This is a genomic window from Massilia luteola, from assembly GCF_034420155.1.
In the GTDB taxonomy this organism is placed as follows: domain Bacteria; phylum Pseudomonadota; class Gammaproteobacteria; order Burkholderiales; family Burkholderiaceae_D; genus Telluria; species Telluria luteola.
Genome location: NZ_JAXOFN010000001.1, coordinates 285905 through 312599, shown reverse-complemented (window position 1 = coordinate 312599; position 26695 = coordinate 285905). Strand labels below are relative to the sequence as shown.

General features: G+C 65.2%; 24 protein-coding genes and 8 tRNA genes. 9 read left to right on the top strand and 23 right to left on the bottom strand.

Annotation, left to right across the window (positions count from 1 at the left end):
• The first annotated feature begins 24 nt into the window (after positions 1 to 24).
• Complete coding sequence (locus U9J41_RS01490) at positions 25 to 1449, top strand: MFS transporter (RefSeq protein ID WP_322399824.1); 1425 nt, start codon at positions 25 to 27, stop codon at positions 1447 to 1449.
• On the opposite strand, the gene U9J41_RS01485 is transcribed toward U9J41_RS01490, so the two are convergent.
• From U9J41_RS01485 to gltX, 12 genes are all read right to left on the bottom strand, one after another.
• Complete coding sequence (locus U9J41_RS01485) at positions 1433 to 3016, bottom strand: amidase (protein ID WP_322399823.1); 1584 nt, start codon at positions 3014 to 3016, stop codon at positions 1433 to 1435. The two genes, U9J41_RS01490 and U9J41_RS01485, sit on opposite strands and share 17 nt — an antisense overlap.
• A gap of 99 nt (positions 3017 to 3115) precedes the next feature.
• Positions 3116 to 3691 carry an elongation factor P gene (locus U9J41_RS01480; protein WP_056436208.1) on the bottom strand — a complete coding sequence of 192 codons (576 nt, stop codon included), beginning with the start codon at positions 3689 to 3691 and terminating at the stop codon, positions 3116 to 3118.
• A 67-nt stretch (positions 3692 to 3758) separates the two neighbouring features.
• Positions 3759 to 4919, bottom strand: coding sequence for an elongation factor P maturation arginine rhamnosyltransferase EarP (gene earP / locus U9J41_RS01475; RefSeq protein WP_322399822.1), 1161 nt, complete (start codon positions 4917 to 4919; stop codon positions 3759 to 3761).
• A 71-nt stretch (positions 4920 to 4990) separates the two neighbouring features.
• A tRNA-Glu gene (locus U9J41_RS01470) sits at positions 4991 to 5066 on the bottom strand.
• A gap of 32 nt (positions 5067 to 5098) precedes the next feature.
• Positions 5099 to 5174, bottom strand: a tRNA-Glu gene (locus U9J41_RS01465).
• Between the two features lie 51 nt (positions 5175 to 5225).
• Positions 5226 to 5301: transfer RNA gene (locus U9J41_RS01460), tRNA-Glu, on the bottom strand.
• 24 nt (positions 5302 to 5325) lie between these two features.
• Positions 5326 to 5401: transfer RNA gene (locus U9J41_RS01455), tRNA-Ala, on the bottom strand.
• A gap of 134 nt (positions 5402 to 5535) precedes the next feature.
• A tRNA-Glu gene (locus U9J41_RS01450) sits at positions 5536 to 5611 on the bottom strand.
• 35 nt (positions 5612 to 5646) lie between these two features.
• Positions 5647 to 5722: transfer RNA gene (locus tag U9J41_RS01445), tRNA-Ala, on the bottom strand.
• Positions 5723 to 5793: 71 nt separating this feature from the next.
• Positions 5794 to 5869 (bottom strand) — tRNA-Glu (locus U9J41_RS01440).
• A gap of 27 nt (positions 5870 to 5896) precedes the next feature.
• A tRNA-Ala gene (locus U9J41_RS01435) sits at positions 5897 to 5972 on the bottom strand.
• A gap of 62 nt (positions 5973 to 6034) precedes the next feature.
• On the bottom strand, positions 6035 to 7426 hold the full coding sequence (gltX, locus tag U9J41_RS01430) for a glutamate--tRNA ligase (RefSeq protein ID WP_322399821.1): 1392 nt from the start codon (positions 7424 to 7426) through the stop codon (positions 6035 to 6037).
• A 220-nt stretch (positions 7427 to 7646) separates the two neighbouring features.
• Here gltX and U9J41_RS01425 point away from each other — a divergent pair, with 220 nt between their 5' ends.
• Complete coding sequence (locus U9J41_RS01425; protein WP_322399820.1) at positions 7647 to 8354, top strand: 2'-5' RNA ligase family protein; 708 nt, start codon at positions 7647 to 7649, stop codon at positions 8352 to 8354.
• Here U9J41_RS01425 and U9J41_RS01420 read toward each other — a convergent pair.
• Both U9J41_RS01420 and apbC read right to left on the bottom strand, forming a co-directional pair.
• Positions 8334 to 9365: an RNA methyltransferase gene (locus tag U9J41_RS01420; RefSeq protein WP_322399819.1), complete on the bottom strand. Its 1032-nt coding sequence runs from the start codon at positions 9363 to 9365 to the stop codon at positions 8334 to 8336. The genes U9J41_RS01425 and U9J41_RS01420 overlap by 21 nt on opposite strands.
• Before the next feature lie 215 nt (positions 9366 to 9580).
• Entirely contained in the window at positions 9581 to 10669 is a 1089-nt protein-coding gene (apbC, locus tag U9J41_RS01415; protein ID WP_322399818.1) for an iron-sulfur cluster carrier protein ApbC, read from the bottom strand.
• A gap of 145 nt (positions 10670 to 10814) precedes the next feature.
• On the opposite strand from apbC, the gene metG reads away from it, so the two are divergent.
• Positions 10815 to 12959, top strand: a complete 2145-nt coding sequence (gene metG / locus U9J41_RS01410) for a methionine--tRNA ligase (protein WP_322399817.1) — start codon at positions 10815 to 10817, stop codon at positions 12957 to 12959.
• A 4-nt stretch (positions 12960 to 12963) separates the two neighbouring features.
• Here the strand turns inward: metG and U9J41_RS01405 are convergent, their stop codons facing one another.
• Complete coding sequence (locus U9J41_RS01405; protein ID WP_322399816.1) at positions 12964 to 13215, bottom strand: hypothetical protein; 252 nt, start codon at positions 13213 to 13215, stop codon at positions 12964 to 12966.
• Between the two features lie 179 nt (positions 13216 to 13394).
• Here U9J41_RS01405 and U9J41_RS01400 point away from each other — a divergent pair, with 179 nt between their 5' ends.
• The 6 genes from U9J41_RS01400 (at position 13395) to U9J41_RS01375 (ending at position 18822) form a co-directional block, all read left to right on the top strand.
• Positions 13395 to 14723, top strand: a complete 1329-nt coding sequence (locus tag U9J41_RS01400; RefSeq protein ID WP_322399815.1) for an enoyl ACP reductase FabMG family protein — start codon at positions 13395 to 13397, stop codon at positions 14721 to 14723.
• 90 nt (positions 14724 to 14813) lie between these two features.
• The gene (locus tag U9J41_RS01395; protein WP_322399814.1) at positions 14814 to 15011 is read left to right on the top strand and encodes a DUF3460 family protein; all 198 of its coding nucleotides are present in this window, start codon (positions 14814 to 14816) and stop codon (positions 15009 to 15011) included.
• 32 nt (positions 15012 to 15043) lie between these two features.
• The gene (locus U9J41_RS01390; protein WP_322399813.1) at positions 15044 to 15922 is read left to right on the top strand and encodes a segregation and condensation protein A; all 879 of its coding nucleotides are present in this window, start codon (positions 15044 to 15046) and stop codon (positions 15920 to 15922) included.
• Positions 15923 to 15943: 21 nt separating this feature from the next.
• Positions 15944 to 16783, top strand: coding sequence for a pantoate--beta-alanine ligase (panC, locus tag U9J41_RS01385; RefSeq protein WP_322399812.1), 840 nt, complete (start codon positions 15944 to 15946; stop codon positions 16781 to 16783).
• Positions 16784 to 16891: 108 nt separating this feature from the next.
• A complete protein-coding gene (locus tag U9J41_RS01380; RefSeq protein ID WP_322399810.1) occupies positions 16892 to 17647 on the top strand; it encodes a PilZ domain-containing protein in 756 nt (251 codons plus the stop codon).
• 125 nt (positions 17648 to 17772) lie between these two features.
• Positions 17773 to 18822, top strand: coding sequence for a cellulase family glycosylhydrolase (locus U9J41_RS01375; RefSeq protein WP_322399809.1), 1050 nt, complete (start codon positions 17773 to 17775; stop codon positions 18820 to 18822).
• Positions 18823 to 18874: 52 nt separating this feature from the next.
• Here U9J41_RS01375 and U9J41_RS01370 read toward each other — a convergent pair whose 3' ends face one another.
• The 8 genes from U9J41_RS01370 to cheA form a co-directional block, all read right to left on the bottom strand.
• Positions 18875 to 20083, bottom strand: coding sequence for an EAL and HDOD domain-containing protein (locus tag U9J41_RS01370; protein ID WP_322399808.1), 1209 nt, complete (start codon positions 20081 to 20083; stop codon positions 18875 to 18877).
• 55 nt (positions 20084 to 20138) lie between these two features.
• A complete protein-coding gene (gene cheZ, locus U9J41_RS01365) occupies positions 20139 to 20768 on the bottom strand; it encodes a protein phosphatase CheZ (RefSeq protein ID WP_322399807.1) in 630 nt (209 codons plus the stop codon).
• A complete protein-coding gene (gene cheY, locus U9J41_RS01360; RefSeq protein ID WP_036230336.1) occupies positions 20769 to 21164 on the bottom strand; it encodes a chemotaxis response regulator CheY in 396 nt (131 codons plus the stop codon).
• 166 nt (positions 21165 to 21330) lie between these two features.
• Complete coding sequence (locus U9J41_RS01355; protein ID WP_322399806.1) at positions 21331 to 22404, bottom strand: protein-glutamate methylesterase/protein-glutamine glutaminase; 1074 nt, start codon at positions 22402 to 22404, stop codon at positions 21331 to 21333.
• Positions 22405 to 22434: 30 nt separating this feature from the next.
• On the bottom strand, positions 22435 to 23034 hold the full coding sequence (gene cheD, locus U9J41_RS01350; protein WP_322399805.1) for a chemoreceptor glutamine deamidase CheD: 600 nt from the start codon (positions 23032 to 23034) through the stop codon (positions 22435 to 22437).
• Positions 23035 to 23051: 17 nt separating this feature from the next.
• Entirely contained in the window at positions 23052 to 23918 is an 867-nt protein-coding gene (locus U9J41_RS01345) for a CheR family methyltransferase (protein WP_322399803.1), read from the bottom strand.
• Between the two features lie 63 nt (positions 23919 to 23981).
• Positions 23982 to 24479: a chemotaxis protein CheW gene (locus tag U9J41_RS01340; protein ID WP_056436261.1), complete on the bottom strand. Its 498-nt coding sequence runs from the start codon at positions 24477 to 24479 to the stop codon at positions 23982 to 23984.
• A 40-nt stretch (positions 24480 to 24519) separates the two neighbouring features.
• On the bottom strand, positions 24520 to 26682 hold the full coding sequence (gene cheA / locus U9J41_RS01335) for a chemotaxis protein CheA (protein ID WP_322399802.1): 2163 nt from the start codon (positions 26680 to 26682) through the stop codon (positions 24520 to 24522).
• Between the last annotated feature and the right edge of the window lie 13 nt (positions 26683 to 26695).

Below are 26695 nucleotides of genomic sequence, written 5' to 3'. Positions count from 1 at the left end.
ACGGCCAGGCCCGGACCGCGCCGCATGAGCACCCTGCCCGCCCACTGCGACCGTCCGCTGGCCGACAGCACCCCGGCCAGCGGCCATGCCGCCCATCCGAACCTCGTGCTGGCCACGTCGATCCTGGCGAGCAGCCTCGCATTCATCGACGGCTCGGTCGTCAATGTCGGCTTGTCCGCCATCGGCCGCGACCTGGGCGGTGCGGGCGCGAACCTGTCGTGGGTCGTCAGCGGCTATCTGTTGCCGCTGAGTTCGCTGTTACTGCTGGGCGGCGCGGCCGGCGACCGCTACGGCCGGCGCCGCATCCTGCTTGCCGGCATCGCGGCGTTCGCGCTGGCCTCGCTGCTGTGCGCGTGGGCGCCGCGCCTGTGGCTGCTCGTCGGCGGGCGCGTGCTGCAAGGCGTCGGCGCCGCATTGCTGCTGCCGAACAGCCTCGCCATCCTCGGCGCCACGTTCGAAGGCAAGGCGCGTGGCCGCGCGATCGGCATCTGGGCCGCGGCCGGCGCCGCCGCGGGCGCCATCGGGCCGCTGCTCGGCGGCTGGCTGATCGACACGGTCGGCTGGCGCGCCGTCTTTTATATCAACCTGCCCATCGCGGCGCTGGCGATCCTGCTCGGCTGGCGCTACGTGCGCGTGCCGCGCGGCGACAAGCCGGTGGCGCTCGATCCGGCCGGCGCCCTGCTCGCCAGCGCCGGCCTCGGCTGCCTCACGTGGGGCCTGGCCGCCGCCTCGGCCGACAAGGGCGTGACGACAACGTCCGCCCTCGGGATGGCGGCCGGCGTCGTCGTCCTGCTCGCGTTCCTGTGGGTCGAGCGGCGCGCCGGCGACAAGGCCATGCTGCCGTTGAAGCTGTTCGGGTCGCACAGCTTTTCCGGCCTGAACCTGATGACGTTCCTGCTGTACGGTGCCCTGGGCGCCCTGATGCTGCTCGTGCCCTATGTGCTGATCCAGGCCCTGCACTACACGGCCAAGCAGGCGGGCGCCGCGCTGCTGCCCTTCCCGATCGTCCTGGCGGTCGGGTCACCGCTGATGGGCCGGGTGGCCGGCAGCCACGGGTCGCGGCTGCCGCTGTCGATCGGCGCGCTGCTCGTGGCTGGAGGATTCCTGCTGGGCACGCGCATCGGCCCCGGCCATTATGCGGCGACCGTGCTGCCCGCGATCCTCGTCATCGCCGTCGGCATGGCGTGCGTGGCGGCGCCGCTGACGACGGCCGTGCTGTCGTCCGTCGACGGCAGCCACACGGGCATCGCGTCCGGTTTCAACAGCGCGGTCGCGCGCGGCGGCGGGTTGATCGCGACGGCACTGCTGGGCGTCGTGCTGACGGCGCAAGGGCGCGCGCTGCTGGCGCCGTTCCACGCGGCGATGGTCGTGTGCGCGGCCAGCGCGCTGGCCTCGTCCGTCTGCGCCTTCCTCTGGGTCAAGGGCGACGGCGTCAAGCCTTCACGTTGACCGACGCCGGAAAAGTGGGCGGTCGGCGGCGCTGGCTGGCCTGCTCGTAGGCATAGGCCATCGCGATCAGGGCCGCCTCGCTCCACGCGCCGCCGACGAACGACAACCCGACGGGCAGGCCGTGCACCTGGCCGGCCGGCACCGTCACGTGCGGGTAGCCGGCCACGGCCGCGGGCGACGAAAAGCCCGGGCCATCATGGTCACCGTTGATGTAGTCGGTGAGCCAGCCCGTGCCGCCGGTCGGCGCGACGAGCGCATCCAGTTTTTCCTCGCGCAGGATCCGGTCGATGCCCTCGGCACGGCTGTAGCGGTGGTTGTTGGCGAGCGCGTCGCGGTAGGCCCTGGCGTCGAGGCCCGGCCTGGCCTGGGCCGCGATCAAGTGTTCCTGGCCGAAGTGGCGCAATTCCTGGGCGGCGTGCCGGTCGTTGAAGGCGATCAGGTCGGCCATCGTCCTGATCGGCGCATGCGCCGCGTAGCGCGCCAGATACGCCTCCAGGTCGGGCCGGAACTCGGACAGCAGCACTTCCAGTTCGGTGTCGCCGTATTTGTCGGCATTCGGCAGCTGCACGTCGACGAGCGTCGCGCCCTGGGCTTCGAGGACGGCCAGCTCGGCGGTAATGACGGCATCCACGGCCGGATGATTCCCGAAGAAATTACGCGCCACGCCCAGGCGCCTGCCCTGCAAGCCGTCCGTGCGCAAGGCCGCGGCATAGTCGCCCGGCTTGCCCTGGCCGGCCTGGGTCGCGGCATCGTCCGGATCGGCGCCGGCGATGGCGGCCAGCAGCAGCGCGGCATCGGCGACGGTGCGCGTCATCGGGCCGGCCGTGTCCTGGGAGTGGGCGATGGGAATGATGCCGCTGCGACTGACGAGTCCCACGGTCGGCTTGATGCCGACGATGCCGCAGATCGACGCCGGCGACACGATCGAACCGTCGGTTTCCGTGCCGATCGCGAGCGTGGCGAACCCGGCCGCCATCGCGGCGCCGGCGCCGGAACTGGAACCGCTCGTGTTGCGGTCCAGCGCATACGGATTGCGCGTCTGGCCGCCGCGTCCGCTCCAACCGCTGACGGAATGGGTCGAGCGCATGTTCGCCCACTCGGACAGATTGGTCTTGCCGAGGATGACGGCGCCGGCCGCGCGCAGCCGTGCCGCGACGAACGCATCGCGCGTGGCGCGCACGCCGTCCAGCGCGAGCGAGCCGGCGCTCGTGCTCATCCGGTCCCCAGTCGCGATATTGTCCTTGAGCAGCACCGGAATGCCGTGCAGCGGACCGCGCACCTTGCCCGCGCGGCGTTCGCCGTCGAGGTCCACGGCAATATTCAGGGCATCGGGATTCAGTTCGATGATGGCGTTGAGACGCGGGCCCGCCTTGTCGAGGGCGGCGATGCGCGCCAGGTAGCGCTGCACCAGCGTCTTCGACGTCAGCTTGCCGCTTTCCATCAACGCCTGCTGCGCACGCACGCCGGCATCCAGGACGGCGTCGGGATCCTTGCCCTGCGCCGTGGTCGTCAAGCCGGCCGCGGCGCCTGCGGCCAGTCCCAGTCGAACGAAATCCCTGCGATCCATGCGGCCTCCCCGAGAATACCCCAGCATAGCAGCCGAGCCGGACGCACGACGAAAAAAAACGCTGCCCGGCAGGCAGCGTTTTTTCGGGGGCGGGTCGGCTTAGTTGCGGACGACGCGCTTGTATTCGGCGGTACGGGTATCGATCTCGATCGTGTCGTCCTGGTTGACGAACAGCGGCACCTGGATGGTGAACTGCTTGGCTTCGATGGCGTTCTCGATCTTGGCTTCCTTCAGGACGTTGCCCGAAGTATTGCCCTTGACGGCCGGTTCCGTGTAGATGATCTGGCGTGCGATGGTGATCGGCAGTTCGACCGAGATGGCCTTGCCGTCGTAGAACACGGCTTCGCATTCCATACCGTCTTTCAGGTAGTTGATGGCGTCGCCCATGTTTTCTTCTTCGATTTCGTACTGGTTGTACTCTTCATCCATGAAGACGTACAGCGGGTCGGCGAAGTACGAGTAGGTCACCGGCTTCTTGTCCAGGACGACGACGTCGAACTTGTCGTCGCCGCGGAACACGTTTTCCAGCGGCGCGTTGGTGAGAAGATTCTTCATCTTCCACTTGTACGTGAAGCCCGTGCGGCTCGAGCCATTGACGTCGGAGCGCAGCACGATGAAAGGCTTGGCATCAACCATGATGATGTTGCCGACACGGATTTCTTTTGCGGGTTTCATAGGGAGGGTTTTAACCTAAAAATGAGTTGCAGTAATCAAGCATGATACCATGTTCCTCGCCCGTCGCCTACCGCAGCGACCGGGCGAAATCCAGCAGATTGCTCACCAAGTCGCCATTCTCCAACATCAGTGTTTGCCATTCGATATTGCGTTCGGCGATAGCGGGCAATCCGGCTTGCAAGGACGTCCACAGGGCCGGCCAAGCGGTCGGCACATCCTCTTCCACGCCATTCCAGCGCAGGGAAAAATCGATCAGGCCAGGCAGGTTCACCGCGTACTTGTGCAGGAACGCGCGGAGTTTAACATGATGCAAGTTTTCATCTTGCGGATAAATGTGCCAAACAAATGGTCGCCCGGCCCATTGCGCGCGCACCCAGGAATCCTCGCCACGGACGACGTTCAGGTCGCATGACCACAGCAGGCGATCGTAGTCGTCCTGCGACAGGAACGGGATCACGCGCACGCTCAGGCTGCCGCGGGTGGCGTGCGCGCCCGGCACCGGTTCGGCGCCGAGGAACTCACCCACCTGCGCGCGCGCGACGCCTTGCGGCACGAGGCAGGTGAGCGGCCGGCCGCCGTCGCGCCACGCAGCGAACAGGTCCGCCAGCGGCGCCTGCGGATAGCAGAACAGGCTGACCGCGAGCGCCGCCTGCTCGTCCGCCGTGACACCAAGGCGCGTGAGGAAACCGGCGCGCGCCGCCGGGTCGGCCTGGAACCGGTCGCGCGCAGCGAGCAGGTGCCGCTCGCGCAGCAGGCCGCCCGTCTGCGGCGTAAATCCGGGAAAGAAGAAATGCTTGGTCAGCTTGAGGCGCGGGTGCATCGACGGCAGCGTGTGGCACCCTTCGACCCATGCCTCCGCGCTGAGCCCTTCGTAATTGATCCACACGGGACGCGGCTCGCACTGCGCCATCGCGGCGATATAGCCCGGCGGGATGTCGACGCCGAAGAACTCGATCACGATGTCGGCCACGTCGGCCGGCGCGAACGCGTCGTCCTGGCCGCGCCAGTGGACGATCCGCACGCCGTCCACGATCTGCGTGTCCGCATCGACGGCGACGGACGGCCAGATGCGCCGGAAGCTGGCGAGATCGTCGACCCACAGCGTCACCGCGATGCCATGTTCGTCATGCAGTTGCCGCGCGAGACGCCAGCAGATGCCGATGTCGCCGAAGTTGTCGACCACCTTGCAGAAGATGGCGAGTGTCGTGGAGCGTTGATCGAGATGCATGGTTAGCGGACCCAAAAGAAAAACCGGAGCACCTGTCCGCGCATGCGCGTTGGTCTGCTCCGGCTTTTGACTGGCGTCCCCACGGGGATTCGAACCCCGGTACTCACCGTGAAAGGGTGATGTCCTAGGCCTCTAGACGATGGGGACCTAAAACTGTGTGCTGCTGTGTGCCGAATTCTTGGCGTCCCCACGGGGATTCGAACCCCGGTACTCACCGTGAAAGGGTGATGTCCTAGGCCTCTAGACGATGGGGACCTCGGAACTTCCTGTTGCTATGCCTGTCGCGGCATCATACACCAAAAAAACTGGCGTCCCCACGGGGATTCGAACCCCGGTACTCACCGTGAAAGGGTGATGTCCTAGGCCTCTAGACGATGGGGACCCGAACTTCGCTACTGCCTAAACTTGGTGGAGGTAAGCGGGATCGAACCGCTGACCTCTTGCATGCCATGCAAGCGCTCTCCCAGCTGAGCTATACCCCCAAATTTTTCCTTCCGGCGTCAGCGCCCGGATTTCCCGATTGGGCTCTGACCCCGTCTGAATGCGGATGCTGGTGTCCGCACTCAATAAAAAAGCCGCTTCAAGGCGGCTTCCTTGCAATTCAAAACCAAATTCTTGGCGTCCCCACGGGGATTCGAACCCCGGTACTCACCGTGAAAGGGTGATGTCCTAGGCCTCTAGACGATGGGGACCCTGGACTGCAATGCGTTACGCTGTTTTCCCTGCTTGGTGGAGGTAAGCGGGATCGAACCGCTGACCTCTTGCATGCCATGCAAGCGCTCTCCCAGCTGAGCTATACCCCCTGCGGAAAAACAGCACTATAACACACTACAACTACTGCTTACGTCGTTTTTCAACGTCGCGATCGCGAGCCTGGCGTCCCCACGGGGATTCGAACCCCGGTACTCACCGTGAAAGGGTGATGTCCTAGGCCTCTAGACGATGGGGACCTGAACGTCGCAATCTACTTCAGAACGTGGTGGAGGTAAGCGGGATCGAACCGCTGACCTCTTGCATGCCATGCAAGCGCTCTCCCAGCTGAGCTATACCCCCGCAGTGCTGAAGTGCGAGCATTATAGCGGACGCACTTGCATTTCGCAAATACCCAGAGGCGATCACAAACCTTTATTCACGCGGGCCAATACGGCGTCGCGGCCGAACAATTCCAGCACGGCGTCGATGGCCGGCGTCTGCAGCTGGCCGGTGACCAGCAGGCGCAGCGGCATGGCCAGTTGCGGCATCTTGAGACCGTGCGCCGCCAGCACTTCCTTCATCATGGTGGACAGCGCGGACTTGGTCCACTCGACGTCGCGCAGGCGCTCGGCAAACTGGGCCAGGGCCGGGCGCACGGCGTCGGTCAGGTGCTGGGCCAGCAGCGCCGCCTCCGGCTTCGGCGCGCGATAGAACAGCATGGCGGCGTCGGCCAGTTCGTTGATCGTGTTGGTGCGCTCTTTCATGAGGCCCAGCACGGCGGCCAGCGGCGGCGCGCCGTCGAACACCGCGCCCTCGCGCTCCATCCTGGGACGCGCCAGGCCGGCCAGGCACTCGTTGTCGGCCAGCTTGATGTAATGGTTGTTCAACCAGCCCAGCTTTTCCGGATTGAACTGCGCGGCCGACGCGGTCAGGTGCTCCAGGTTGAACCACTCGGTGAACTGCTGCATCGAGAAGATCTCGTCGTCGCCGTGGCTCCAGCCGAGGCGCGCGAGATAGTTCAGCATCGCTTCCGGCAGATAGCCCTGCTCCGGATAGTCCATCACGCTGACGGCGCCATGGCGCTTGGACAGTTTCTGGCCATCCGCGCCGAGGATCATCGGCAGGTGGCCGTATTGCGGCAGCTCGGCGCCCAGCGCGCGCAGGATATTGATCTGGCGGGGCGTGTTGTTGACGTGATCGTCGCCGCGCAGCACGTGGGTGATCTTCATGTCCCAGTCGTCGACGGCGACGCAGAAGTTATACGTCGGCGTGCCGTCCGGGCGGGCGATCACGAGGTCGTCCATTTCCTTGTTGGCGATGGTGATCGGGCCCTTGACGACGTCGTGCCACGTGACTTCGCCGTCCAGCGGATTCTTGAAGCGTACGACCGGCTTCACGCCTTCTGGCACGGGCGGCAGCGTCTTGCCGGGTTCGGGGCGCCAGGTGCCGTCGTAACGCGGCTTTTCGCCCGCGGCGCGCATGCGCTCGCGCATCGCTTCCACTTCTTCCGGCGAGCAGTAGCACAGGTAAGCGGTGCCGGCGTCCAGCATGCCCTTGACCACCTCACGGTAGCGGTCCATGCGCTGCATCTGGTAGAACGGGCCTTCGTCGTGGGCGAGCCCCAGCCACTGCATGCCTTCCAGGATCGCCTGCACGGCTTCCGGCGTCGAACGCTCCAGGTCGGTATCTTCGATGCGCAGGACGAAGGTGCCGCCGAAGTGGCGGGCGTAGGCCCACGAATACAGCGCGGTGCGCGCACCGCCGAGGTGGAGGTAGCCGGTCGGGCTGGGGGCGAAACGGGTACGGACGGTCATGGTGGGATACGGCCTGGATGTTGGTCAAGCAGCTATTTTACAGCCTGCCCCGCCAACGGGCGAGGCGCGCAAGCCCGCGACAACGCCACCCGAGGTGGCCGGATCCACGCGCAAGAAATCGGCTTCGACCCGGGTCGCGCGCCGACGTTTCACCCGGCGCCCGCCGTGACCGGGAATGCGCACGTGGCAAAGACACTGCGCACCGGCGATAATCGCATCGATGAGCGACCTTCCCGATCTGCACACCCATTATGACGCCATGTGGGAGCGCGCCTGGCCCGCGGTATCCAGCGGCGACGTCGACTGCGACACCCACCTGGCCGGCGGCCTCGACCCGCGCCGCGGCCTGACCCTGGTCGCGCGCCCCGGACCGGCGCTGGCCGCCCGCCTCGGCGCGCTGCAGGACCGCCTGACCGACGCCGACCCGCGCCAGTACCGCCAGCCCCGCACCGACCTGCACGTGACGATCCTGTCCCTGTTCACGGTGACCGCGGACTACGCGCCGCACCTGGCGCGCCGCGCGGACTATGCCGCGGCCGTGCGCGCCGCGGTGGCGGACCTGCCCGCGTTCGACGTCGATTTCGACGGCATCACGATCTCGCGCGGCGCCGTGCTGGCCCGGGGTTTTCCGCGCGACGGCACACTGGAATTGCTGCGCGCGCGCCTGCGCGACGTGTTGCGCGCGAGCGGACTGGACGGCTCGCTGGACCAGCGCTACCGGCTCGTCACGGCGCATTCGACGCTGCTGCGCTTCGTCGCGCCGCCGCGGGACCCGGCGCGGCTGGCCGCGGTGCTGGCCGGGCTGCGCGCGATGCCGCTCGGGACGATGCGGGTGGACACGCTGGCGCTCGTCGTGAACGACTGGTATATGTCGAACGCGGCCGTGGAAGCCGTCGCGACGTGGACCTTACGCGACCACGCGCCGTAAGGTGACAGGCCGCTCCCCCGCCGCCCGCGCCCGCAGCTGGCCGCAGCCGCCGTCGACGTCCTGCCCGGCCGAGTCGCGCAATTTGGTCAGCACGCCACGCTCGAACAGCCACGCCGCGATCGCGCGCGCCTTGTCCCAACTGGGACGGCGGAAGTCCAGGCCCGGGTTCGTATTGTAGGGAATCATGTTCAGCACCGCATATTTGCCGCGCAACAGGCCCACGAGGGCATCCAGCTCGTCCTGCCCGTCGTTGACGCCGTCCAGCAGCGTCCACTGGTACTGGATCGGATAGCCCGTCAGGCGCGCATAGCGCTCGCCTTCGTCGACGAGTTCGCGCGCCGTGAAGCGCGGCGCGCGCGGCAGCAGGCGTGCGCGCAGGTCGGCCTTGGTCGTGTGCAGCGACAACGCCAGCGCCGGCTTCACGCGCCCCGCAGGCAAGCGCTCGAACACACGCGGGTCGCCCACCGTCGAGAACACGAGGTTCTTGTGCGCGATATTGCCCTCGATGCCGAGCAGGTCGATGGCTTCCAGAACATTGTCCAGGTTGTGGGCGGGCTCGCCCATGCCCATGAACACGACTTTCTTCACGGGACGCAGGCGCCGCGCCAGCACGACCTGGGCGACGATCTCGCCGCTCGTCACCTGCCGGATCAGGCCGTCACGCCCCGTCATGCAGAACTGGCAGCCGACCGCGCAGCCGACCTGGCTCGACACGCACACGCCGTCGCGCGGCAGCAGCACGGTTTCGACGGCCTGGCCATCCGCGAGGCCGACCAGCAGCCGGGCCGAGCCGTCGTCGGCGGGGTGCGTACTGACGACCCGCGCAAGCGCATCCAGTTCGGCGTCCAGCCGCGGCAGCGCTTCACGGACGGGCTTCGGGAGAAAATCGTCGGGACGGCGGCGGCCGCGGTCGTGGTCCATCACGCGGACCCAGTCGCGCAGCACGCGGTCTTCGTGCAGGGGCTGCGCGCCCAGCGCACGGAGGTGGGTGCGGATAGTTTCAAGTTTCATGGGGTCGGAGCCCGGTTTTTCCGTTAGGGCTCCGACCTCATCTGATCAGGCAAAACGGTGGATATGTGACTAAGCGTCAGGAATCGGTTGTCAAATTCGATCGTGGCTGAGCACCTGGGTTAGTGGCTGAGCACCGGGGGCAGTGGCTGAGCACCGAGGTCAGTGGCTGAGCACCGGGGTCAGAGCCCTAAAGGAAGAACCGGGCTCTGACCCCTCTAGTCGTTCTTGACGACGATCGTCGGAAACTTCGCCGTCATATCCTTCGCCTGCTCCGCCACCTTGACGGCCACCTTGCGCGCGATGTCTTTATAGATCGCGGCCACAGCACCATCCGGTTCGGCGACGACGGTCGGCGTGCCGGAATCCGTCTGCTCGCGGATCGACAGCTGCAGCGGCAGCTTGCCGAGGAATTCCACGTGGAAGTCGGCGCACATCTTTTCGCCGCCGCCCGCGCCGAAGATCGCTTCGACGTGACCGCAGTTCGAGCAGATGTGGGTGCTCATGTTTTCCACGACGCCGAGGATCGGGATGCCGACCTTCTCGAACATCTTGAGGCCCTTGCGCGCGTCCAGCAGGGCGATGTCCTGCGGCGTCGTGACGATCACGGCGCCCGTGACGGGCACTTTCTGCGACAGGGTCAGCTGGATGTCGCCGGTGCCCGGCGGCATGTCGACGATGAGGTAGTCGAGATCCTTCCAGTTGGTCTGTTCCAGCAACTGCTGCAGGGCCTGGGTGACCATCGGGCCGCGCCACACCATCGGTTCGTCCGGATCGATCATGAAGCCGATCGACGACACCTGCACGCCGTGGTTTTCCAGCGGCTCCATCGTCTTGCCGTCCAGGCTTTGCGGACGGCCGTTCACGCCCAGCATCATCGGCTGCGACGGGCCGTAGATGTCGGCGTCCAGCAGGCCGACCGCGGCGCCCTCGGCGGCCAGCGCCAGCGCGAGGTTGACGGCCGTCGTCGACTTGCCGACACCGCCCTTGCCGGAGGCGACGGCGATGATGTTCTTCACGTTCGGCATCACCTTCAGGCCGCGCTGGACCGTGTGCGACAAGATCTTGGTCGTGACGTTGACGCTGGCGTTCTGGACGCCGGGCAGCTTGCGCAGCGCGTCGACGACGGACGCGCGGATGCCCGCCGCCTGGCTCTTCGCCGGGTAGCCCAGTTCGATGTCGAGGGCGACGCTGCCGCCGTCGATCTGGATGTTCTTGACTGCCTTGGACGATACGAAATCTTTATTGGTATTGGGATCGACGACAGCGGCCAGGGCCGACTTGACGTCTTCAGGCGTGATGCTCATTGGGTTCTCCGGATGTGATGCGCAAGTTTAGCGCAAAACGGGGGTTCGACTGTTGCCAGGCTGGCAAATGCGCGGCGCGCCCGCTGCGCGTCGAGGTGATCCGCTGGTAAAATGCCTTTTTTTACATCCCATGCAATCACCGACCATGACACGCAAGCTGTTCGTCACCACTGCCCTGCCCTACGCCAACGCTGCCTTCCACATCGGCCACATGATGGAGTACATCCAGGCCGACATCTGGGTCCGCTTCCAGCGAATGCAGCGCGACGCCGGCGAACAGCGGATCGTGCACTTCGTCGGCGCCGACGATACGCACGGCACGCCGATCATGATCGCCGCCGAGAAGGAAGGCGTGACGCCGCAGGAATTCGTCGCGAAGATCGCGGCCGGCCGCGCGCAATACCTGGACGGCTTCCACATCGCCTTCGACAACTGGCATTCGACGGATTCGCCGGAAAACGTCGACCTGTCGCAGAGCATCTACCGCCGCCTGCGCGACAACGGCCTGATCACCACGAAGACCGTCGACCGCTTCTACGACACCGCGAAAGGCATGTTCCTGGCCGACCGCAACATCAAGGGCGAGTGCCCGGTCTGCCACGCGAAGGACCAGTACGGCGACAACTGCGAGGTGTGCGGCGCCGCCTACCAGCCGACCGAGCTGATCAATCCGTACTCCGTCTTCACCGGATCGACGCCGATCCTGAAACCGTCCGAACAATACTTCTTCAAGCTGTCCGACCCGCGCTGCTTCCAATTCCTCAAGGAGTGGCTGAACACGCCGGGCCGCCTGCAGCCGGAGATGGTCAACAAGGTGTCCGAATGGCTGGGCGAACACGGCGAGAAGCTCGCCGACTGGGACATCTCGCGCGACGCGCCGTATTTCGGCATCCCGATTCCCGACGCGCCGGGCAAGTTCTTCTACGTGTGGCTGGACGCGCCGGTCGGCTACCTGGCCAGCCTCAAGAATTACTTCGAAAAGAAGGGCCTCGATTACGAAGCCTTCCTGAAAGATCCGGCCGCCGAGCAAGTGCACTTCATCGGCAAGGACATCGTCTCGTTCCACCTGCTGTTCTGGCCGGCGATGCTGAATTTCTCCGGCCACCCGATCATCGACAAGCTGAAGGTCAATGTCCACGGCCACCTGACCGTGAACAACGAAAAGATGTCGAAGTCGCGCGGCACGGGTATTTCGCCGCTGCGCTACCTGGATCTGAAAATGAATCCGGAATGGCTGCGCTACTACCTCGCGTTCAAGCTGAACGCCCGCGTCGAGGACCTGGACTTCACGGGCGACGACTTCGTCGCGCGCGTGAACAGCGACCTGATCGGCAAGTATGTGAACATCGCCAGCCGCTGCGCCGGCTTCATCGCCAAGCGCTTCGACGGCAAGCTGGCGTCCGCACTGTCGGATGACGCCAAACAATGGATCGCCCGTGCCCTGAACGGTGAGAACGGCGAGCGCCAGGCCAGCATCGCGGCGAACTTCGAGTCGCGCGAGTTCGGCAAGGCCCTGCGCGAGATCATGGAAGTGGCCGACGTCGCCAACCGCTACGTCGACGAAAACAAGCCGTGGCTCCTGGCCAAGGACGAGACGAAGACGGCCGAACTGCACGATGTGTGCACCGCCGCGCTGATCCTGTTCCGCCAGCTGACGATCATGCTGTCGCCGGTGCTGCCGCACGTGGCCGCGCGCGTGCGCGCGTTCCTCGGCGACGAGGCCTATTCGTGGGACGACACGCAGGGCGAGCGCGTCTACGCCCCGCTGCTCGGCCGCACCATCAACGCCTACAGCCACCTGATGCAGCGCGTGGACGCCAAGATGGTCGAGGACCTGTTCGACAAGCCGGCGCCGGCCGCTGCCGACGCCGCGCCCGCCGTGGCGACAGGCGCGGTGACGACCGCCGCGGCGGCGACCGCCGCATCCGCCGACATCGAAGCCCTGGCGCCGGAAATCTCGATCGACGACTTCACGAAAATCGACCTGCGCGTGGCGAAGATCGTCAATTGTGAGCACGTCGAAGGTTCGAGCAAGCTGCTGCGCCTCACGCTGGACGTGGGCGAAGGCCGTTATCGTAATGTGTTCTCGGGTATCAAGTCGGCTTACCAGCCGGAGCAATTGATCGGCAAGCTGACCGTGCTGGTTGCCAACCTCGCGCCGCGCAAGATGAAGTTCGGCGTATCGGAAGGCATGGTGCTGTGCGCATCGGCGCAGGATGAAAAGACGAATCCGGGCCTGTACCTGCTCGAACCGGTGAGCGGCGCCCAGCCGGGCATGCGGATTCGCTGAGCGCTCAATTGCCCCGCAAGGGCGACGGCAACGCGCTCTTGTTGTCCTTGCAATCCTGGCCGCCGGTCTGGCCGACCATCTTCTCGGTGCGCGTGGCCGGGATCCCGCTGCCGGTGATCGGGGCGGCCGGGGCCGTCGCGGATGCCGCGGCGGCACCGCGGGCGGGCAAGTCCGGCGCCGCCCGGGTGGCGGCGCATCCGGCCGGGGCGAACGAAACGGCAACGAGGAGCGCCGTGCAATACGGAACGGCTTTCATGGATCAGCTGTCGTGGTTCGGAATGGAAAGGGAGTCAATGTCTTGCCAGAACACCATCAGTTTCCGCGCGCCGGTGGCAGTATAATGCGCTGTTTTTTAAGTAGATGCGGTCAGGGCCGTAACGGAAAGACCGTGCTCCGACCCATAAATAAATTCACTTTTAAGTGGTAGCGAAAAATATGACCGAATACAAAGCCCTGAGGCACATCCCGCAAGCGACCCTGTTCCGCCAAGGTGACGTCTTCGTCCTGTTCGGCGAACTGTTCGGCCGCGGCTATGTGAACGGCCTGATCGACGAGGCGCGCGCCGCCGGCATGACGATCCTCGGCATCACCGTCGGCCGCCGCAACGACGACGGCACCCTGCGCGCGCTGACGCCGGAAGAACATGCCGAAGCTGAAGAAAAACTCGGCGGCCATATCGTCAACGTGCCGCTGATGGCCGGTTTCGACATGGACGCGCCCCCGGGCGAGCAGAATCCGACCGAGATGCTGTCCGGTATCACTCTCAAGAGCTGGCAGGAAGACAAGCTGGACTGGACCAAGATCGAAGCCTGCCGCGCCGCCGGCGTGCGGCGCTTCACGGCGGCCGCCCAGGCTGTCATGGCCGAGATCGACAAGCTGATCCCGGACGGCGCCAACGTGTTCTTCGCGCACACGATGGCCGGCGGCATCCCCAAGATCAAGGCCTTCCTGGCCATCGCCAACCGCATCTATAAAGGCCGCGGCGACCGCTTCATGTCCTCGCGCGCCCTGCTGGAAAGCGACCTGGGCAAGCTGATCCTGATGAACTTCGACGAAGTCACGGCGAACACGCTGAACTACCTGATCGACGCCTCCGCCGCGATCCGCGCCCGCGTGGAATCGAAGGGCGGCCAGGTGCGCTACACCGCGTACGGCTACCACGGCACCGAGATCCTGATCGGCGACGACTACGTGTGGCAGACCTACACGAACTACACGCAGGGCTATGCCAAGATGCGCCTGGAGTCGATCGCCGCGGCCGCCTGGGCACAGGGCGTCAGCGCCACCGTGTTCAACTGCCCGGAAATCCGCACGAACTCGTCCGACATCTTCGTCGGCGTGGAACTGTCCCTGTTCCCGCTGCTTCTCGCGCTCAAGAAAGAGAATGGCGACGGAAAGAGCAATGCGTGGGTACAGGAGCAATGGGACATCTGCCAGGGCCTGCTGGCCGACGGCGTCTCGCTGCAATCGATCCTGGACAAGCTGGAAGCCTATCTGCAGACCGGCACCAGCGCCTCGTTCCGCAACTTCGACGCCTGGCCGATGGACAACACGCCGGAACTGGCCGACCTGATGATCGGCACCTCCGAGGAAATCACCTCCCTGCACAAGGACAAGAAGGCGCTGATCACGGACCACCTGTCGGCCCTCGTGCTGGAAAGCGCCGGACCGCTGATGTTCCACGGCGCGGCCGAAAAGATCGCGCCGGTGCTGTGGCTCAACCACGACATCATCGCGCGCCAGCTCAATGCACTGCACCAATAAGCGCTGACACGCAGTATCATTCCTTGTTTTTATGATGCGGCGGCCCTCCATAAACGAGGCCGCCGCTTTTTGGACTCGCCTAGAAAAGCCATGAAACACTCCCAGTACGAATCCGAGCACACCAAGTTCATCAAGCAACTGAAAGAACAGACCCCGGGCATGGAAGAGCGCCAGCAAGCCGGCCGCGCCCTGCTGTGGGACAAGGCCCCGCTCTCGCTGGACGAGCAGCGCCGCATCGACGAATCGCGCCTGCGCCAACAGGCTTACCCGTACCAGACCAAGATCTGAGCGCGACCTGAGCTGATCCGAGGCCGACGACGATGGCGCCCGAGCAGGCGACGCCCGGTGGGCGCGCCGATCCCGATACGGGCGACGGCACCGCGGCCGGCGCTGACCTCGATGCCGCCGCGGCCCATGCCGAGAGCGCCATCGCGCGCCTGTACGGCGAACCGCTGCTGCACCTGCCCACCGACCTGTACATCCCGCCCGATGCGCTCGAGATCTTCCTGGACGCCTTCGAAGGTCCGCTCGACCTGCTGCTGTACCTGATCCGCAAGCAGAACTTCAACATCCTCGACATCCCGATGGCCCAGGTCACCTTGCAGTACCTGGAATACGTCGAGCAGATCCGCAAGACCAATCTGGAGCTGGCGGCGGAATACCTGCTGATGGCGGCCATGCTGATCGAGATCAAGTCGCGTATGCTGCTGCCCAAGCGCGTCGACACCCTCATCGAGGAAGCGGAAGACCCGCGCGCGGAACTGGTGCGGCGCCTGCTGGACTACGAGCAGATCAAGCTCGCGGCCCAGCAACTGGGCGCCCTGCCCCAGGAGGGCCGCGACTTCACGCGGCCGCAGCTGCACATCGAGCAGGCGCTGGGACCGATCTGGCCGGACGTCGACCCGCACGACCTGCAGCGCGCCTGGATGGACGTGCTGCGCCGCGCGAAGCTGACCCAGCATCACCGCATCGGCCGCGAGGAATTGTCGGTGCGCGAGCACATGTCGGCCATTTTGCGCACCCTGCAGTCGGCCCGCTTCATCGAGTTCGCGGACTTGTTCGGCGGCCATGCCAGCGTGCCCGTCGTCATCGTGCACTTCGTCGCCATGCTCGAACTGGCGAAAGAAACGTTAATCGAAATCACCCAGGCCGAACCTTTCGCCCCCATCTACGTGCGGCTCGCCTATTCACCGGCATGACGCACCCACGCATCCGATACCATGAAAATCATCTCCACCATTGACGAACTGCGCGACCAGCTGCGCGGACAACTGCGCACCGCCTTCGTGCCGACGATGGGCAACCTGCACGAGGGCCACCTGTCGCTGATGCGCCTGGCGCGCCGCCACGGCGATCCGGTCGTCGCCTCGATCTTCGTCAACCGCCTGCAATTCGGCCCGAACGAGGACTTCGACAAATACCCGCGCACGTTCGAAGCGGACGTCGCCAAGCTGGAGAAGGAAGGCGTGTACGTGCTGTTCGCGCCGACCGAGAAAGACCTGTATCCGGAACCGCAGGAATACCGCGTGCAGCCGCCCGACGACCTGGGCAATATCCTGGAAGGCGAGTTCCGTCCCGGCTTCTTCAACGGCGTGTGCACCGTCGTGACCAAGCTGTTTTCTTGCGTGCAGCCGCGCGTGGCCGTATTCGGCAAGAAGGATTACCAGCAGCTCATGATCGTGCGCAACATGGCGCGCCAGTTCGCCCTGCCGACGGAAATCATCGGCGCCGAGACCTTCCGCGCCGAGGATGGCCTGGCGCTGTCGTCGCGCAACGGCTACCTGAGCGCCGCGGAGCGGGCCGAAGCGCCGTTCCTGTACGAGACCCTGCAGTACGTGGCCGAACGCACCCGCGCCGGCCATGCCGACCTCGTGGCGCTGGAGCGCGACGCGATGGAGCGCCTGGCCGCGCACGGCTGGCAGCCCGACTATGTGTCGATCCGCAAGCGCATGAACCTGCAGGCGCCGGGCCGCGAGGAATACGAAGCAGGCGCACCGCTCGTCGTCCTGACCGCCGCCAAGCTCGGTGCGACGCGCCTGATCGATAATCTTGAGATCTGACTCTAAACGTTACACTGTTGCAAATGTGCTGTAGGAATTGTCAACACTTCTTGTTAGACTCGGGGTTTGGCTTTTTACCCAAACCACGTAAAAAGAAGGAGTAGCGCTTTGACTGACCTTTCAATGCCGCTCATGCGTAAGGGTCCGCCCAAACTGGCGGACGCCGTCGACCGGATCAACCAGAATCCGGCCGCCCACGAAATGCGCGATCCGTTCGACATCGGCGATGCGCTGACGACGCTTGCGCTGACCGGCGAGGCCGTCACCGTCTATCCGCTCGGCCAGGACTTCGCCATGGCGCGCATTGACAGCGTCGACCCGGAGGGCCAGGTCTTCACGCTCGAGCTCGCGGAAAGCGGTACTTTACCGAAGGGCAAGACCGTGTTCGTCGCGGCGCTCGGCAGCAATGCCAAGGTCCAGTTCGAACTCGACGCGGCGCCTGGCGCCGTCCCCGATCGCCCGGACCTCGTGGAGCTTCCCTTGCCGGCCGCCTGCCTCGTGCTGAACCGGCGCGCCGAGCCCCGCCTCGAATCGCCGCTGGGCATGAACTACGGCGCGCGCTTCTCGATGCTGGGCAAGGTGTTCGAGATGCCGCTGTACGATTTCTCGCGCGGCGGCGTCGGCCTGCGGGCAACGCCGGAGCAGGCGCTCGAACTGTACGTGGGCAAGAAGCTGGACGGCGTGCTGCTGGAACTGGGCTCGTCGCTGATCGTCTCGGCCGACCTCGAAGTCCGCCTGCTGCGGCCGTTCCGCACCTTCCTGCTGGGCCAGCAGGTGCAGGTCGGCTGCCGCATCTCGAACATCACTATGCAGATGCGCCAGACGCTGGAGCGGGCGGTCGACAAGGTGCAGAAGCGCAGGTAAGCCGGCGCGTTTATCGCCCCGCGCACTAAACTGCGTGGAAAAAAGACCTGCCCAAAAAATCCGCATGACCGCATTCCTATAATCATTTCAGGGAATTTCCCCTGAAAATGATCAAGGAGACAGTCATGAACACCGATCTGAGGCGGCTGCTGGTCGCGGGCGCGATCCTGTCGATGTCGGCAGGGAAGGCGCTGGCCTGGGCCGATTGCGCGAACGCCGCATCCGACCCGGATGGCGACGGCTGGGGCTGGGAAAACAATGCGTCGTGCAAGGTCGTGTTCAAGGGATTCCGGGTGGACGGCGCCGTGCTGAAAGACGCCAACGGCAATGCCTTCGTCGCGCGCGGCGTGAATAATCCGCACGCGTGGTACGACGCCCAGGCGTACGACGTCCTCGGCAACCTCGCCGCCCGCAAGACCAATCTCATTCGCGTCGTGTGGACCACCAGCGGCACCGCGGCACGCCTGGACCAGATATTGACCGCCATCGAAGCCCGGAAAATGGTGTCCATCGTCGAACTGCACGACGGCACGGGCAGCGACGACGCCGCGCTGCTGCAGACCATGGCCAACTACTGGGCGCGCAGCGACGTCGTCGCCGTCCTCAAGAAACACGAACGCACCACGATGGTCAACATCGCCAACGAATGGGGCGACGCCAACAAGACGCCGTTGCAATGGCGGGAGGATTACAAGGGGCCGATCACGACGATCCGCAACACGGGCCTGACCACTACCCTCGTGATCGACAACCCGAACTATGGCGGCAATGCCAACGGCGGGCTCTGGTATGGCTGGGACTTGATCAACGACGATCCGCGGCACAATCTGCTGTTCTCGGTGCACGCCTACAGCACGTTCAACAATCCGAACGACATCTATAACGCGATGTACGACTACCGGAACAACAACCTGGCGTTGCTGATCGGTGAGTTTGGCTATGACTACGACAACGGCAACAACAACCTCGGTTGCAAGGTCGATGCGGCGCTGTTGATGCAATGGGCCCAGCAGTTCGGGGTCGGCTACGTGGCGTGGTCGACGGCCGGCAACGATACCCCCAATGCCTGGCTCGACCTGATGACCAACTGGTCGGGTACGACAACGTGGGGCAACACCGTGTGGTACAGCCAGTACGGCATCGCCAACACGGCCGTCAAGGCGTCGATCTATTGACCGGAGCGGCGCGCGCTTCCCGGCGCGCCCTCCCCCCGCGGCGACGCCGGGATCACGCCGCCACGTTCTGCGCCCACGCCAGCGCCGACAGATGCGCCTGGTTGACGTCGTGCGGGCTGATGCCCAGCGACGCCGCCAGCGACGCCACCAGGTCCGAATCCAGCTCGCATGCCTCCGCCAGCGCCAGATAGGGTCCGTACGTGCCCTCCCGCGCCAGCAGCGCCTGCACGACCTGTTCCGGCAGCTGGATCGTCTCCAGCACCTCCTTCATCGACAGTCCCAGCAGGCGGTCCAGCAGCGAGAACATGCCGGCGACGAACAGGTGCTCGCCCTCGCTGCGCGGCAGGCCGGTCTGGCCGAGCAGCTCGCACAGGCGCGCGCGCACGACGGCGGTTTCCATCAGCACCGGCGAATACCCGCTCGTGCTGGCGGTCGCCAACAGCAGGACGAGCCAGCGGTACAGCGGCGCATAGCCGAGCATGGCGATCGCCTGGCGCAGCGACTGGATGTCGCGCCCGCTGCCGAAGCCGGCCGAATTGATGAAGCGCAGCAGTTTATAGATCAGCGCAGGGTCGCGCTTGAGCACGGCCTCGATCTTGGGCACGTCCTCGTTGTTCTGCACCATCTGCATCAGTTGCAGGATGATGGTCTGGGCCGGGTTCATGCCCTTGACGGGGTTGCCCGCCCGCGGCGTCAGGTGCAGCTTGCCGACGAACGCATCCAGGCCCAGCGCCGCGCAGGCGTCGAAATCCTGCCAGGTGGCGACCGGACGCCCGACCAGGCGCAGCGCCGACTGCCTGGCGGCCGCGTACGCGCGCGCCTGGGCCGCCACGTCGGCGCCGGTGAAGCGCACTTCGGCATAGGACGCGTAGGGGGCGAGGTTCTTGCCCAGCAGGGCCAGGTCGGCGCCACGGATCGAGATGCCGACGCCGCCGGCGCGCAGGGCCTGCACGGCCGCGCGGGTGTCGGCGTTCGTGAGGTCGCGCACGCGCAGCGACAGCACGGTGCGTTCCGGCGGCAGCGCGTGCAGGGCGTCCAGCGACAGCATGGCCGGCACGGCGTCGAGGAACAGGATCTTGTCGCGCAGCAGCCAGCCCTGCTCCTCGTCGACCACGTGCTCGGCCACGAAGGCGACGAGGCTTTCGAGGTCGGCGTCGCCGGGTGTCTGGCCATCCCGCTGTTGCCAGCAGAGCTCGTATCCGATCACGCGCTGCTTGGGATCGAGCAGGGGTTCGCGGACGATGAAATTAGTCTGGTGCATTGTAACGATCCCCGGATGAAACGAAATGGCGCGGCGCAACGACCGCCGCGCGGGATCAGAAACCGAGGCTGTCCAGCAGGTCGTCGACCTGGCCCTGGTCGGCCACGACTTCGCTACTGCCTTCCGGATTGATCTGCGGACCGTTCAGCAGGCCATTGTCGAGCTCGCGCTTGATCTCGCTGGGGGCGAAATCGACGAGCACCTGCACCAGCTGCTTTTCCAGGTTCTGGGCAATGCCCGTGATGCGCGAGATCACCTGGCCGGTCAGGTCCTGGAAGTCCTGGGCCATCATGATGTCCATCAAATGGCCTTTGGTGGCGGCGGCGGCAGTGCGCGATTCCGCCAGGCTGGCCACCGTGCGCTCGGCCAATGCGCGCCATGCGCCATCGCCCGGTGCGGCCAGCAGGGCCTCCCAGGAACGGCTCAGTTCGGCGGCACGGTCGTCAATGCCGTCCTGCAAGGGATTGGCCGCATCGGTCGCATCGAGCACACGCTTGGCCGATTGTTCGGACAGCCGGACCACGTAATCGAGACGGTCGCGCGCATCGGGGATGTCGCTGGCCGCCTTTTCGATCAGTTTGTCCAGGCCGAGCCCGCGCAGGCTTTCGTGCAGCGCGCGGGTCATATGTCCGATCCGGCTCAGGACCTCGTCCGGCGAGGTCGAGTCGGCAGTGTACTCGGTCATTTACGCGGCCTTTTCCATCTTTTCGAAAATCTTGTTCAGCTTTTCGTCCAGCGTGGCCGCCGTGAACGGCTTCACGACGTAGCCGTTGGCGCCGGCTTGCGCCGCCGCGATGATGTTTTCCTTCTTGGCTTCGGCGGTCACCATCAGCACCGGCAGCTTGGCCAGTGCGGGATCGGCACGGATGTTCTGCAGCATGGTCAGGCCGTCCATGTTCGGCATGTTCCAGTCCGACACGACGAAATCGAACTGTTCGCTGCGCAGCTTGGCCAGTGCCTGGACACCGTCTTCCGCCTCGTCGACATTGCCGTAACCCAGTTCTTTCAACAGATTCTTGACGATGCGCCGCATCGTCGAAAAATCGTCAACCACCAGGAAACGCATCTTAGGATCAGCCATGAATTACTCCGTTGTTTCTCTAATTCTGATTATGAGGCTTTGTTCAACCTTTTGCCGGTTGCAAGCCCCACTGTGTTGGTTGGGTTGCGCACTACGATACAAACTGAAGCATAGCATTTTTGTTGCTCTACGGCGATAAAACCGCGGTGAACGCACCATCTGCGGATCAAACGCGCAACGCCCGGCCTCCGTGTGTGGCCAGATGGCCCAGCACGAGGCCCGGCAATGCCGTCAACGGGGCCACCTCGTGGGTGGCGCCGATGGCGATCGCTTCGCGCGGCATGCCGAATACGACACACGACGCTTCATCCTGGGCGAAATTGTATGCGCCCGCATTCTTCATCTCCAGCATACCTTGTGCGCCGTCCTTGCCCATGCCCGTCAGGATCACGCCGACGGCGTTCTTGCCGGCCGCCTGCGCCGCCGAACGGAACAGCACGTCCACGGACGGGCGATGGCGGTTGACGGGCTCGGACTGCTCGATCCTGGTCATGTAGTTGGCGCCGGAGCGGGTCAACAGCAGATGCGAGTGGCCGGGCGCGATGTAGGCGTGGCCCGGCAGCACGCGTTCGTTGCCGGCGGACTCGAGGACGCTGATCTTGCACAGTGAATCGAGGCGGCGCGCAAACGACGTCGTGAAGCCTTCCGGCATGTGCTGGGCGATCAGGATGCCGGGGCAGTCGGACGGCATCTGCATCAGGAATTCGCGGATGGCTTCCGTGCCGCCCGTCGAGGCGCCGATGATGATCAGCTTTTCCGACGACGTCAGCGGGCTCCTCAGCTGCGGCAGCGGGACGGTCCCGCCGCCGGCAGGCGCCTGCAGGGTGCGCGCCTTGACGCGCGCGCGCGCCGTGGCGCGGATCTTGTCGGCGATCAGCTCGGTGTACTCGCGCATGCCGCTCTGGATCGAGATCTTGGGTTTCGTCACGAAATCGACGGCGCCCAGTTCCAGCGCGCGCATGGTGATCTCGGAGCCGCGCTCGGTCAGCGACGACACCATCAGCACCGGCATCGGGCGCAGGCGCATGAGTTTTTCGAGGAAGTCGAGGCCGTCCATCTTCGGCATCTCGACGTCCAGGGTCAGCACGTCCGGGTTCGCGCGTTTGATCAGATCGCGCGCGACGAGCGGATCGGGGGCGACGCCGACGACTTCCATGTCGGGCTGCGAGTTGACGATCTCGGTCATCACGCTGCGGATCAGGGCGGAATCGTCCACGATCACCACTTTGATCTTTGTCATCTTGTTTAAGCTCATCCTTTGCCTTTCTCGTCAGAACAGGTCGACCGCGCCCGAGACGGGGGTGACCTTGAGGCGGCTGGCGTAGTCGAGCTCGCGTTTCGCCAGCGTGTCGTTATGGGTCTGCATCAGTTTCTTGACGAGCACCTTGCCGGTGCGCGGAAAAAAATACACCTTGCGCGGGTAGATATCGTTCAGGTCCTCGGCCAGCACGGGAATCCGCTCGGTCTTGAGGAAGTTGATGACGAACGCGGCATTGCGTTCGCCCACGTTCATTGCGGAAAAACCGCGCAGCACGGCGCCGCCGCCGAAGACCTTCGCTTCCAGGTGCTCGCGGCGCGCGCCGGCTTTCAGCAGGTCGTTGATCAGCACTTCCATCGCATAGGTGCCGTAACGCATCGAGGCCGAGACCGGGTTGGCCGGATCGCCGCCGTCCGGCAGCATGAAGTGGTTCATGCCGCCCAGGCCCCTGGTGCGGTCGCGGATGCAGGCCGACACGCACGAGCCGAGCACCGTCACGATCAGCATGTCCTTGCCCGTGTAGTAGTACTCGCCGGGCAGGATCTTGGCCGCGTCGCAGTCGAAGGTGCGGTCGTAATAGACGTTGGTGGCGAAATGGCTGTTCGTATCCATGATCGGGGGCGTGGGCGTCAGCCGTGGTTCAATTCGTAGACCGTCTTGCCGCGCAGGCGCAGCGCGTCGGAGACGTACAGGAAGTTCTCGGAATGGCCGGCGAACAGCAGGGCCTCGGGCTTCATCAGCGGGACGAAACGCGAGAGGATCTTGCGCTGCGTGGCCTTGTCGAAATAGATCATGACGTTGCGGCAGAAAATGGCGTCGAACGGGCCCTTGAGATCCCAGCCGTCGGCCAGCAGGTTCAGCTGGCGGAACGTGATCAACTGGCGCACTTCGGGCCGCACCCGCACGAGGCCCTCCTGGGCCCCCTTCCCCTTCAGGAAAAACCGGCGCAGGCGCGCCGGGTCCATCTTGTCGACCCGTTCGATCGGGTAGACGCCGGCGCCGGCCGTGGCCAGCACGTTCGTGTCGATGTCGGTGGCGATGATCTGGACCGGCGGCGTGAGCGTGTCGAACGCCTCGCACACGGTCATCGCGATCGAATACGGCTCTTCGCCGGTGGAGCTGGCCGAACACCAGATCGTGAGCGGCCCGCCGTGCCCCGCGCGCCGTTTGAGCGCGTGTTCGGCCAGCAGCGGGAAGTGATGGGCTTCGCGGAAGAACGACGTGAGGTTCGTCGTCAGCGCGTTCGTGAACGATTCCCACTCGGCCGGCATGCGGCCCGTTTCCAGCGCGTCCAGGTAGGACGCGAACGTGGCGATGCCGTTGGCGCGCAGGCGGCGCGCGAGCCGGCTGTAGACCATCTCCTGCTTGCTGTCGGCCAGCGAGATGCCGGCGCGCTGGTAGATCAGGCCGCGCACGCGCTCGAAATCGGCGCGCGTGAAGTCGAACTCCTTGCCGGTTTCTTGTTTGGTCGTATTGGGCGGCACGTTGTTAGCCATGGGTTGTGTGAGTTCTGCGGACCGCGTGCGGTCCGGGTTGTCCCTTGCGCCGCGCTGCGTTTCTTATGCTGCCAACCGGTCCATCAGGCCCATCTCGCTGGACGACATCAGCTTGTCGATGTCGATCAGGATGAGCATCCGCTCGTCGACGGTACCGAGGCCGGTGAGGTAGTCGGAGTTGAAGGCGCTGCCCATCTCCGGCGCCGGCTTGATCTGGTCCGGGGTCAGCGTGGTCACGTCCGACACGCTGTCCACCACCATGCCCATGATGCGGCCGCCGATGTTCAGGATGATCACGACGGTGAACTGGTCGTAGGTCGGCGTGCCCAGGTTGAACTTGATGCGCATGTCGACCACCGGGATGATGATGCCGCGCAGGTTGATGACGCCCTTGATGAATTCGGGCGCGTTGGCGATGCGGGTCACGGCTTCGTAGCCGCGGATCTCCTGCACCTTGAGGATGTCGATGCCGTATTCCTCGGACCCGAGGGTGAAGGCGAGGTATTCGCTGCCGCTGCCGTCGTGGGCATCGTTCGGCTTGTTCGTCGGTTGGGTGGACATGTCGGTTCCTTATCGGAGCAAAAGTAAGGGGTTAAATCATTCAGAAGACGACGGATTCGTCGGACAGCTGGCGCGACGAGCGCAGCAGCGCGGCCACGTCCAGGATCAGCGCCACGCCGCCATCGCCGAGGATGGTGGCGCCGGAGATCCCGGTCACCTTGCGGTAGTTCGCTTCCAGGTTCTTCACGACGACCTGCTGCTGGCCGACCAGTTCGTCGACGAACAGCGCGGCCTTGCGCCCTTCCGTTTCCAGGATCACGAGGATGCCTTCGCACGGATCGGTGATGCGCGGTTCGATGTTGAACATCTGGTACAGCGGAACCAGCGGCAGGTATTCGCCCCGCACCTTGACGACGCGGCCCTGCCCCGCGATTTCCTTGACGTCGGCGCGCGCCGGCTGCAGCGATTCGACGACGAAGCCGAGCGGCAGGATGTAGATCTCGTCGCCGCAGCGGATCGACATGCCGTCCAGGATCGCCAGCGTCAGCGGCAGCGAGATCAGGATCGTCGTGCCGAAGCCGCGCGCCGAACGGATGTCGATGGTGCCGCCCAGCGCCTGGATGTTGCGCTTGACGACGTCCATGCCGACGCCGCGGCCCGACACGTCGGTGACGATTTCCGCCGTCGAGAATCCCGGTGCGAAGATCAGCTGCCAGACCTCGGCGTCGCTCATGTTGTCCGATACCGGCAGGCCGTTCTGCCTGGCCTTGGCGAGGATGCGTTCGCGATTCAGGCCGCCGCCGTCGTCGGCGACTTCGATCACGATATTGCCGCCCTGGTGCGCGGCGGACAGGAACAGGCGCCCCGACTCCGATTTGCCCGCGGCCATGCGCGCGGCGGGCAGTTCGATGCCGTGGTCGATCGAGTTGCGGACCAGGTGCGTGAGCGGGTCGACGATGCGCTCGATCAGGCCCTTGTCCAGTTCCGTCGCGGCGCCGTTCGTGATGAAGTCGACCTTTTTACCCAGCTTGCCGGCCAGGTCGCGCACCATGCGCGGGAAGCGCGAGAACACGAAGTCCATCGGCATCATGCGGATCGACATGACGGCTTCCTGCAGGTCGCGCGTGTTGCGCGTCAGCTGAGACACCGACGCCAGCAGGCGCTGGTGCAGCATCGGATCGAGGCCGGAGCTGCGCTGTTCGATCATGGCCTGCGTGATCACGAGTTCGCCCACGAGGTTGATCAGCTGGTCGACCTTTTCGATCGACACGCGGATCGACGACGATTCGCCGCCCTGCGCGTGGGCGCCTTCGCCGGCCTTCTTGGCCGCCTTCTTTTCCGCCGCCACTTCGGTGACCTCGAGCGGCTCTGGCCGCACTGGCGCGGGCGGTGGCGCCTCGGCCACAATGCCGGCCTCGCGGCGGATCTGTTCGATCGGCTGGAAGAAGCCGTAGCCGATTTCGTCCTCGGACGGTTCGTCCGCGGCCGCGTCGAGCGGCTCGGCCGGGTCGAAGAAGCCGTAGCCCTGCTCTTCCTCGATGCGGGCGCGTTCGGCCGCCTCGCGCGCGCGCTGCTCGGGCGTGAGCGGAGGCGCCTCGAAGATCTTGAGGTCGGACGGGTCGAGCACGAAGGAGCAGATGGCGACGATGTCGTCCAGGCTCTCGTGCGTCATGATGATCAGCGCCGTGCGCCCCGCCGCGAGCGGCACGACGGACACGCGGCCCAGCAGGCCGAGTTCGTCCACGAGCGCGTCGACGTCGCGCTTGGCGAGGTCGGGCAGCTCGATCTTGTAGCGGTGGGCGCCGTCGGTGATCTGCTGTTTCTGTTCGGCGTGCAGGAACGAGGGCACGGTCGGCTGGTGCGTCGGCACGATCACGCCTTCGGACAGGTCGTGCAGCATCATGCGCACGTTGGCGACGGCTTCCTGGTCGACGTCCGCACCGTTGCGGTGGCCGTCGAGCTGCATCTTGAGGATGTCCTTGGCGGCCAGGAAGGCGTCCACGTGCTGTGCCGTCAGTGCCATCTCGCCCTTGCGGATGCGGTCCAGCAGGGACTCGAGCACGTGCGTCACTTCGCTCATGTCGGTCAGGCCGAAGGTCGACGCCCCGCCCTTGATCGAATGGGCGGTGCGGAAGATCGCGTTCAGGTCTTCCGGGTCCGGCGAATCGATATCGACGGCCAGCAGCAGACGCTCCTTTTCGGCGAGCAGCTCTTCCGCCTCGTCGAAAAAGACCTTGTAAAACTGGCTGATGTCGATGGTCATGTTGAATATCCGT

Coding starts and splice junctions, on each gene's coding strand:
- U9J41_RS01490 (WP_322399824.1), top strand. CDS start 25: ATGAGCACCCTGCCCGCCCACTGCGACCGTCCGCTGGCCGACAGCACC.
- U9J41_RS01420 (WP_322399819.1), bottom strand. CDS start 9,365: ATGAAACTTGAAACTATCCGCACCCACCTCCGTGCGCTGGGCGCGCAG.
- apbC (WP_322399818.1), bottom strand. CDS start 10,669: ATGAGCATCACGCCTGAAGACGTCAAGTCGGCCCTGGCCGCTGTCGTC.
- U9J41_RS01480 (WP_056436208.1), bottom strand. CDS start 3,691: ATGAAACCCGCAAAAGAAATCCGTGTCGGCAACATCATCATGGTTGAT.
- U9J41_RS01345 (WP_322399803.1), bottom strand. CDS start 23,918: ATGGCTAACAACGTGCCGCCCAATACGACCAAACAAGAAACCGGCAAG.
- U9J41_RS01425 (WP_322399820.1), top strand. CDS start 7,647: ATGAGCGACCTTCCCGATCTGCACACCCATTATGACGCCATGTGGGAG.
- U9J41_RS01390 (WP_322399813.1), top strand. CDS start 15,044: ATGGCGCCCGAGCAGGCGACGCCCGGTGGGCGCGCCGATCCCGATACG.
- U9J41_RS01405 (WP_322399816.1), bottom strand. CDS start 13,215: ATGAAAGCCGTTCCGTATTGCACGGCGCTCCTCGTTGCCGTTTCGTTC.
- cheD (WP_322399805.1), bottom strand. CDS start 23,034: ATGGATACGAACAGCCATTTCGCCACCAACGTCTATTACGACCGCACC.
- metG (WP_322399817.1), top strand. CDS start 10,815: ATGACACGCAAGCTGTTCGTCACCACTGCCCTGCCCTACGCCAACGCT.
- earP (WP_322399822.1), bottom strand. CDS start 4,919: ATGCATCTCGATCAACGCTCCACGACACTCGCCATCTTCTGCAAGGTG.
- U9J41_RS01400 (WP_322399815.1), top strand. CDS start 13,395: ATGACCGAATACAAAGCCCTGAGGCACATCCCGCAAGCGACCCTGTTC.
- U9J41_RS01395 (WP_322399814.1), top strand. CDS start 14,814: ATGAAACACTCCCAGTACGAATCCGAGCACACCAAGTTCATCAAGCAA.
- U9J41_RS01370 (WP_322399808.1), bottom strand. CDS start 20,083: ATGCACCAGACTAATTTCATCGTCCGCGAACCCCTGCTCGATCCCAAG.
- U9J41_RS01355 (WP_322399806.1), bottom strand. CDS start 22,404: ATGACAAAGATCAAAGTGGTGATCGTGGACGATTCCGCCCTGATCCGC.
- cheZ (WP_322399807.1), bottom strand. CDS start 20,768: ATGACCGAGTACACTGCCGACTCGACCTCGCCGGACGAGGTCCTGAGC.
- U9J41_RS01340 (WP_056436261.1), bottom strand. CDS start 24,479: ATGTCCACCCAACCGACGAACAAGCCGAACGATGCCCACGACGGCAGC.
- U9J41_RS01485 (WP_322399823.1), bottom strand. CDS start 3,016: ATGGATCGCAGGGATTTCGTTCGACTGGGACTGGCCGCAGGCGCCGCG.
- panC (WP_322399812.1), top strand. CDS start 15,944: ATGAAAATCATCTCCACCATTGACGAACTGCGCGACCAGCTGCGCGGA.
- cheY (WP_036230336.1), bottom strand. CDS start 21,164: ATGGCTGATCCTAAGATGCGTTTCCTGGTGGTTGACGATTTTTCGACG.
- gltX (WP_322399821.1), bottom strand. CDS start 7,426: ATGACCGTCCGTACCCGTTTCGCCCCCAGCCCGACCGGCTACCTCCAC.
- U9J41_RS01375 (WP_322399809.1), top strand. CDS start 17,773: ATGAACACCGATCTGAGGCGGCTGCTGGTCGCGGGCGCGATCCTGTCG.
- cheA (WP_322399802.1), bottom strand. CDS start 26,682: ATGACCATCGACATCAGCCAGTTTTACAAGGTCTTTTTCGACGAGGCG.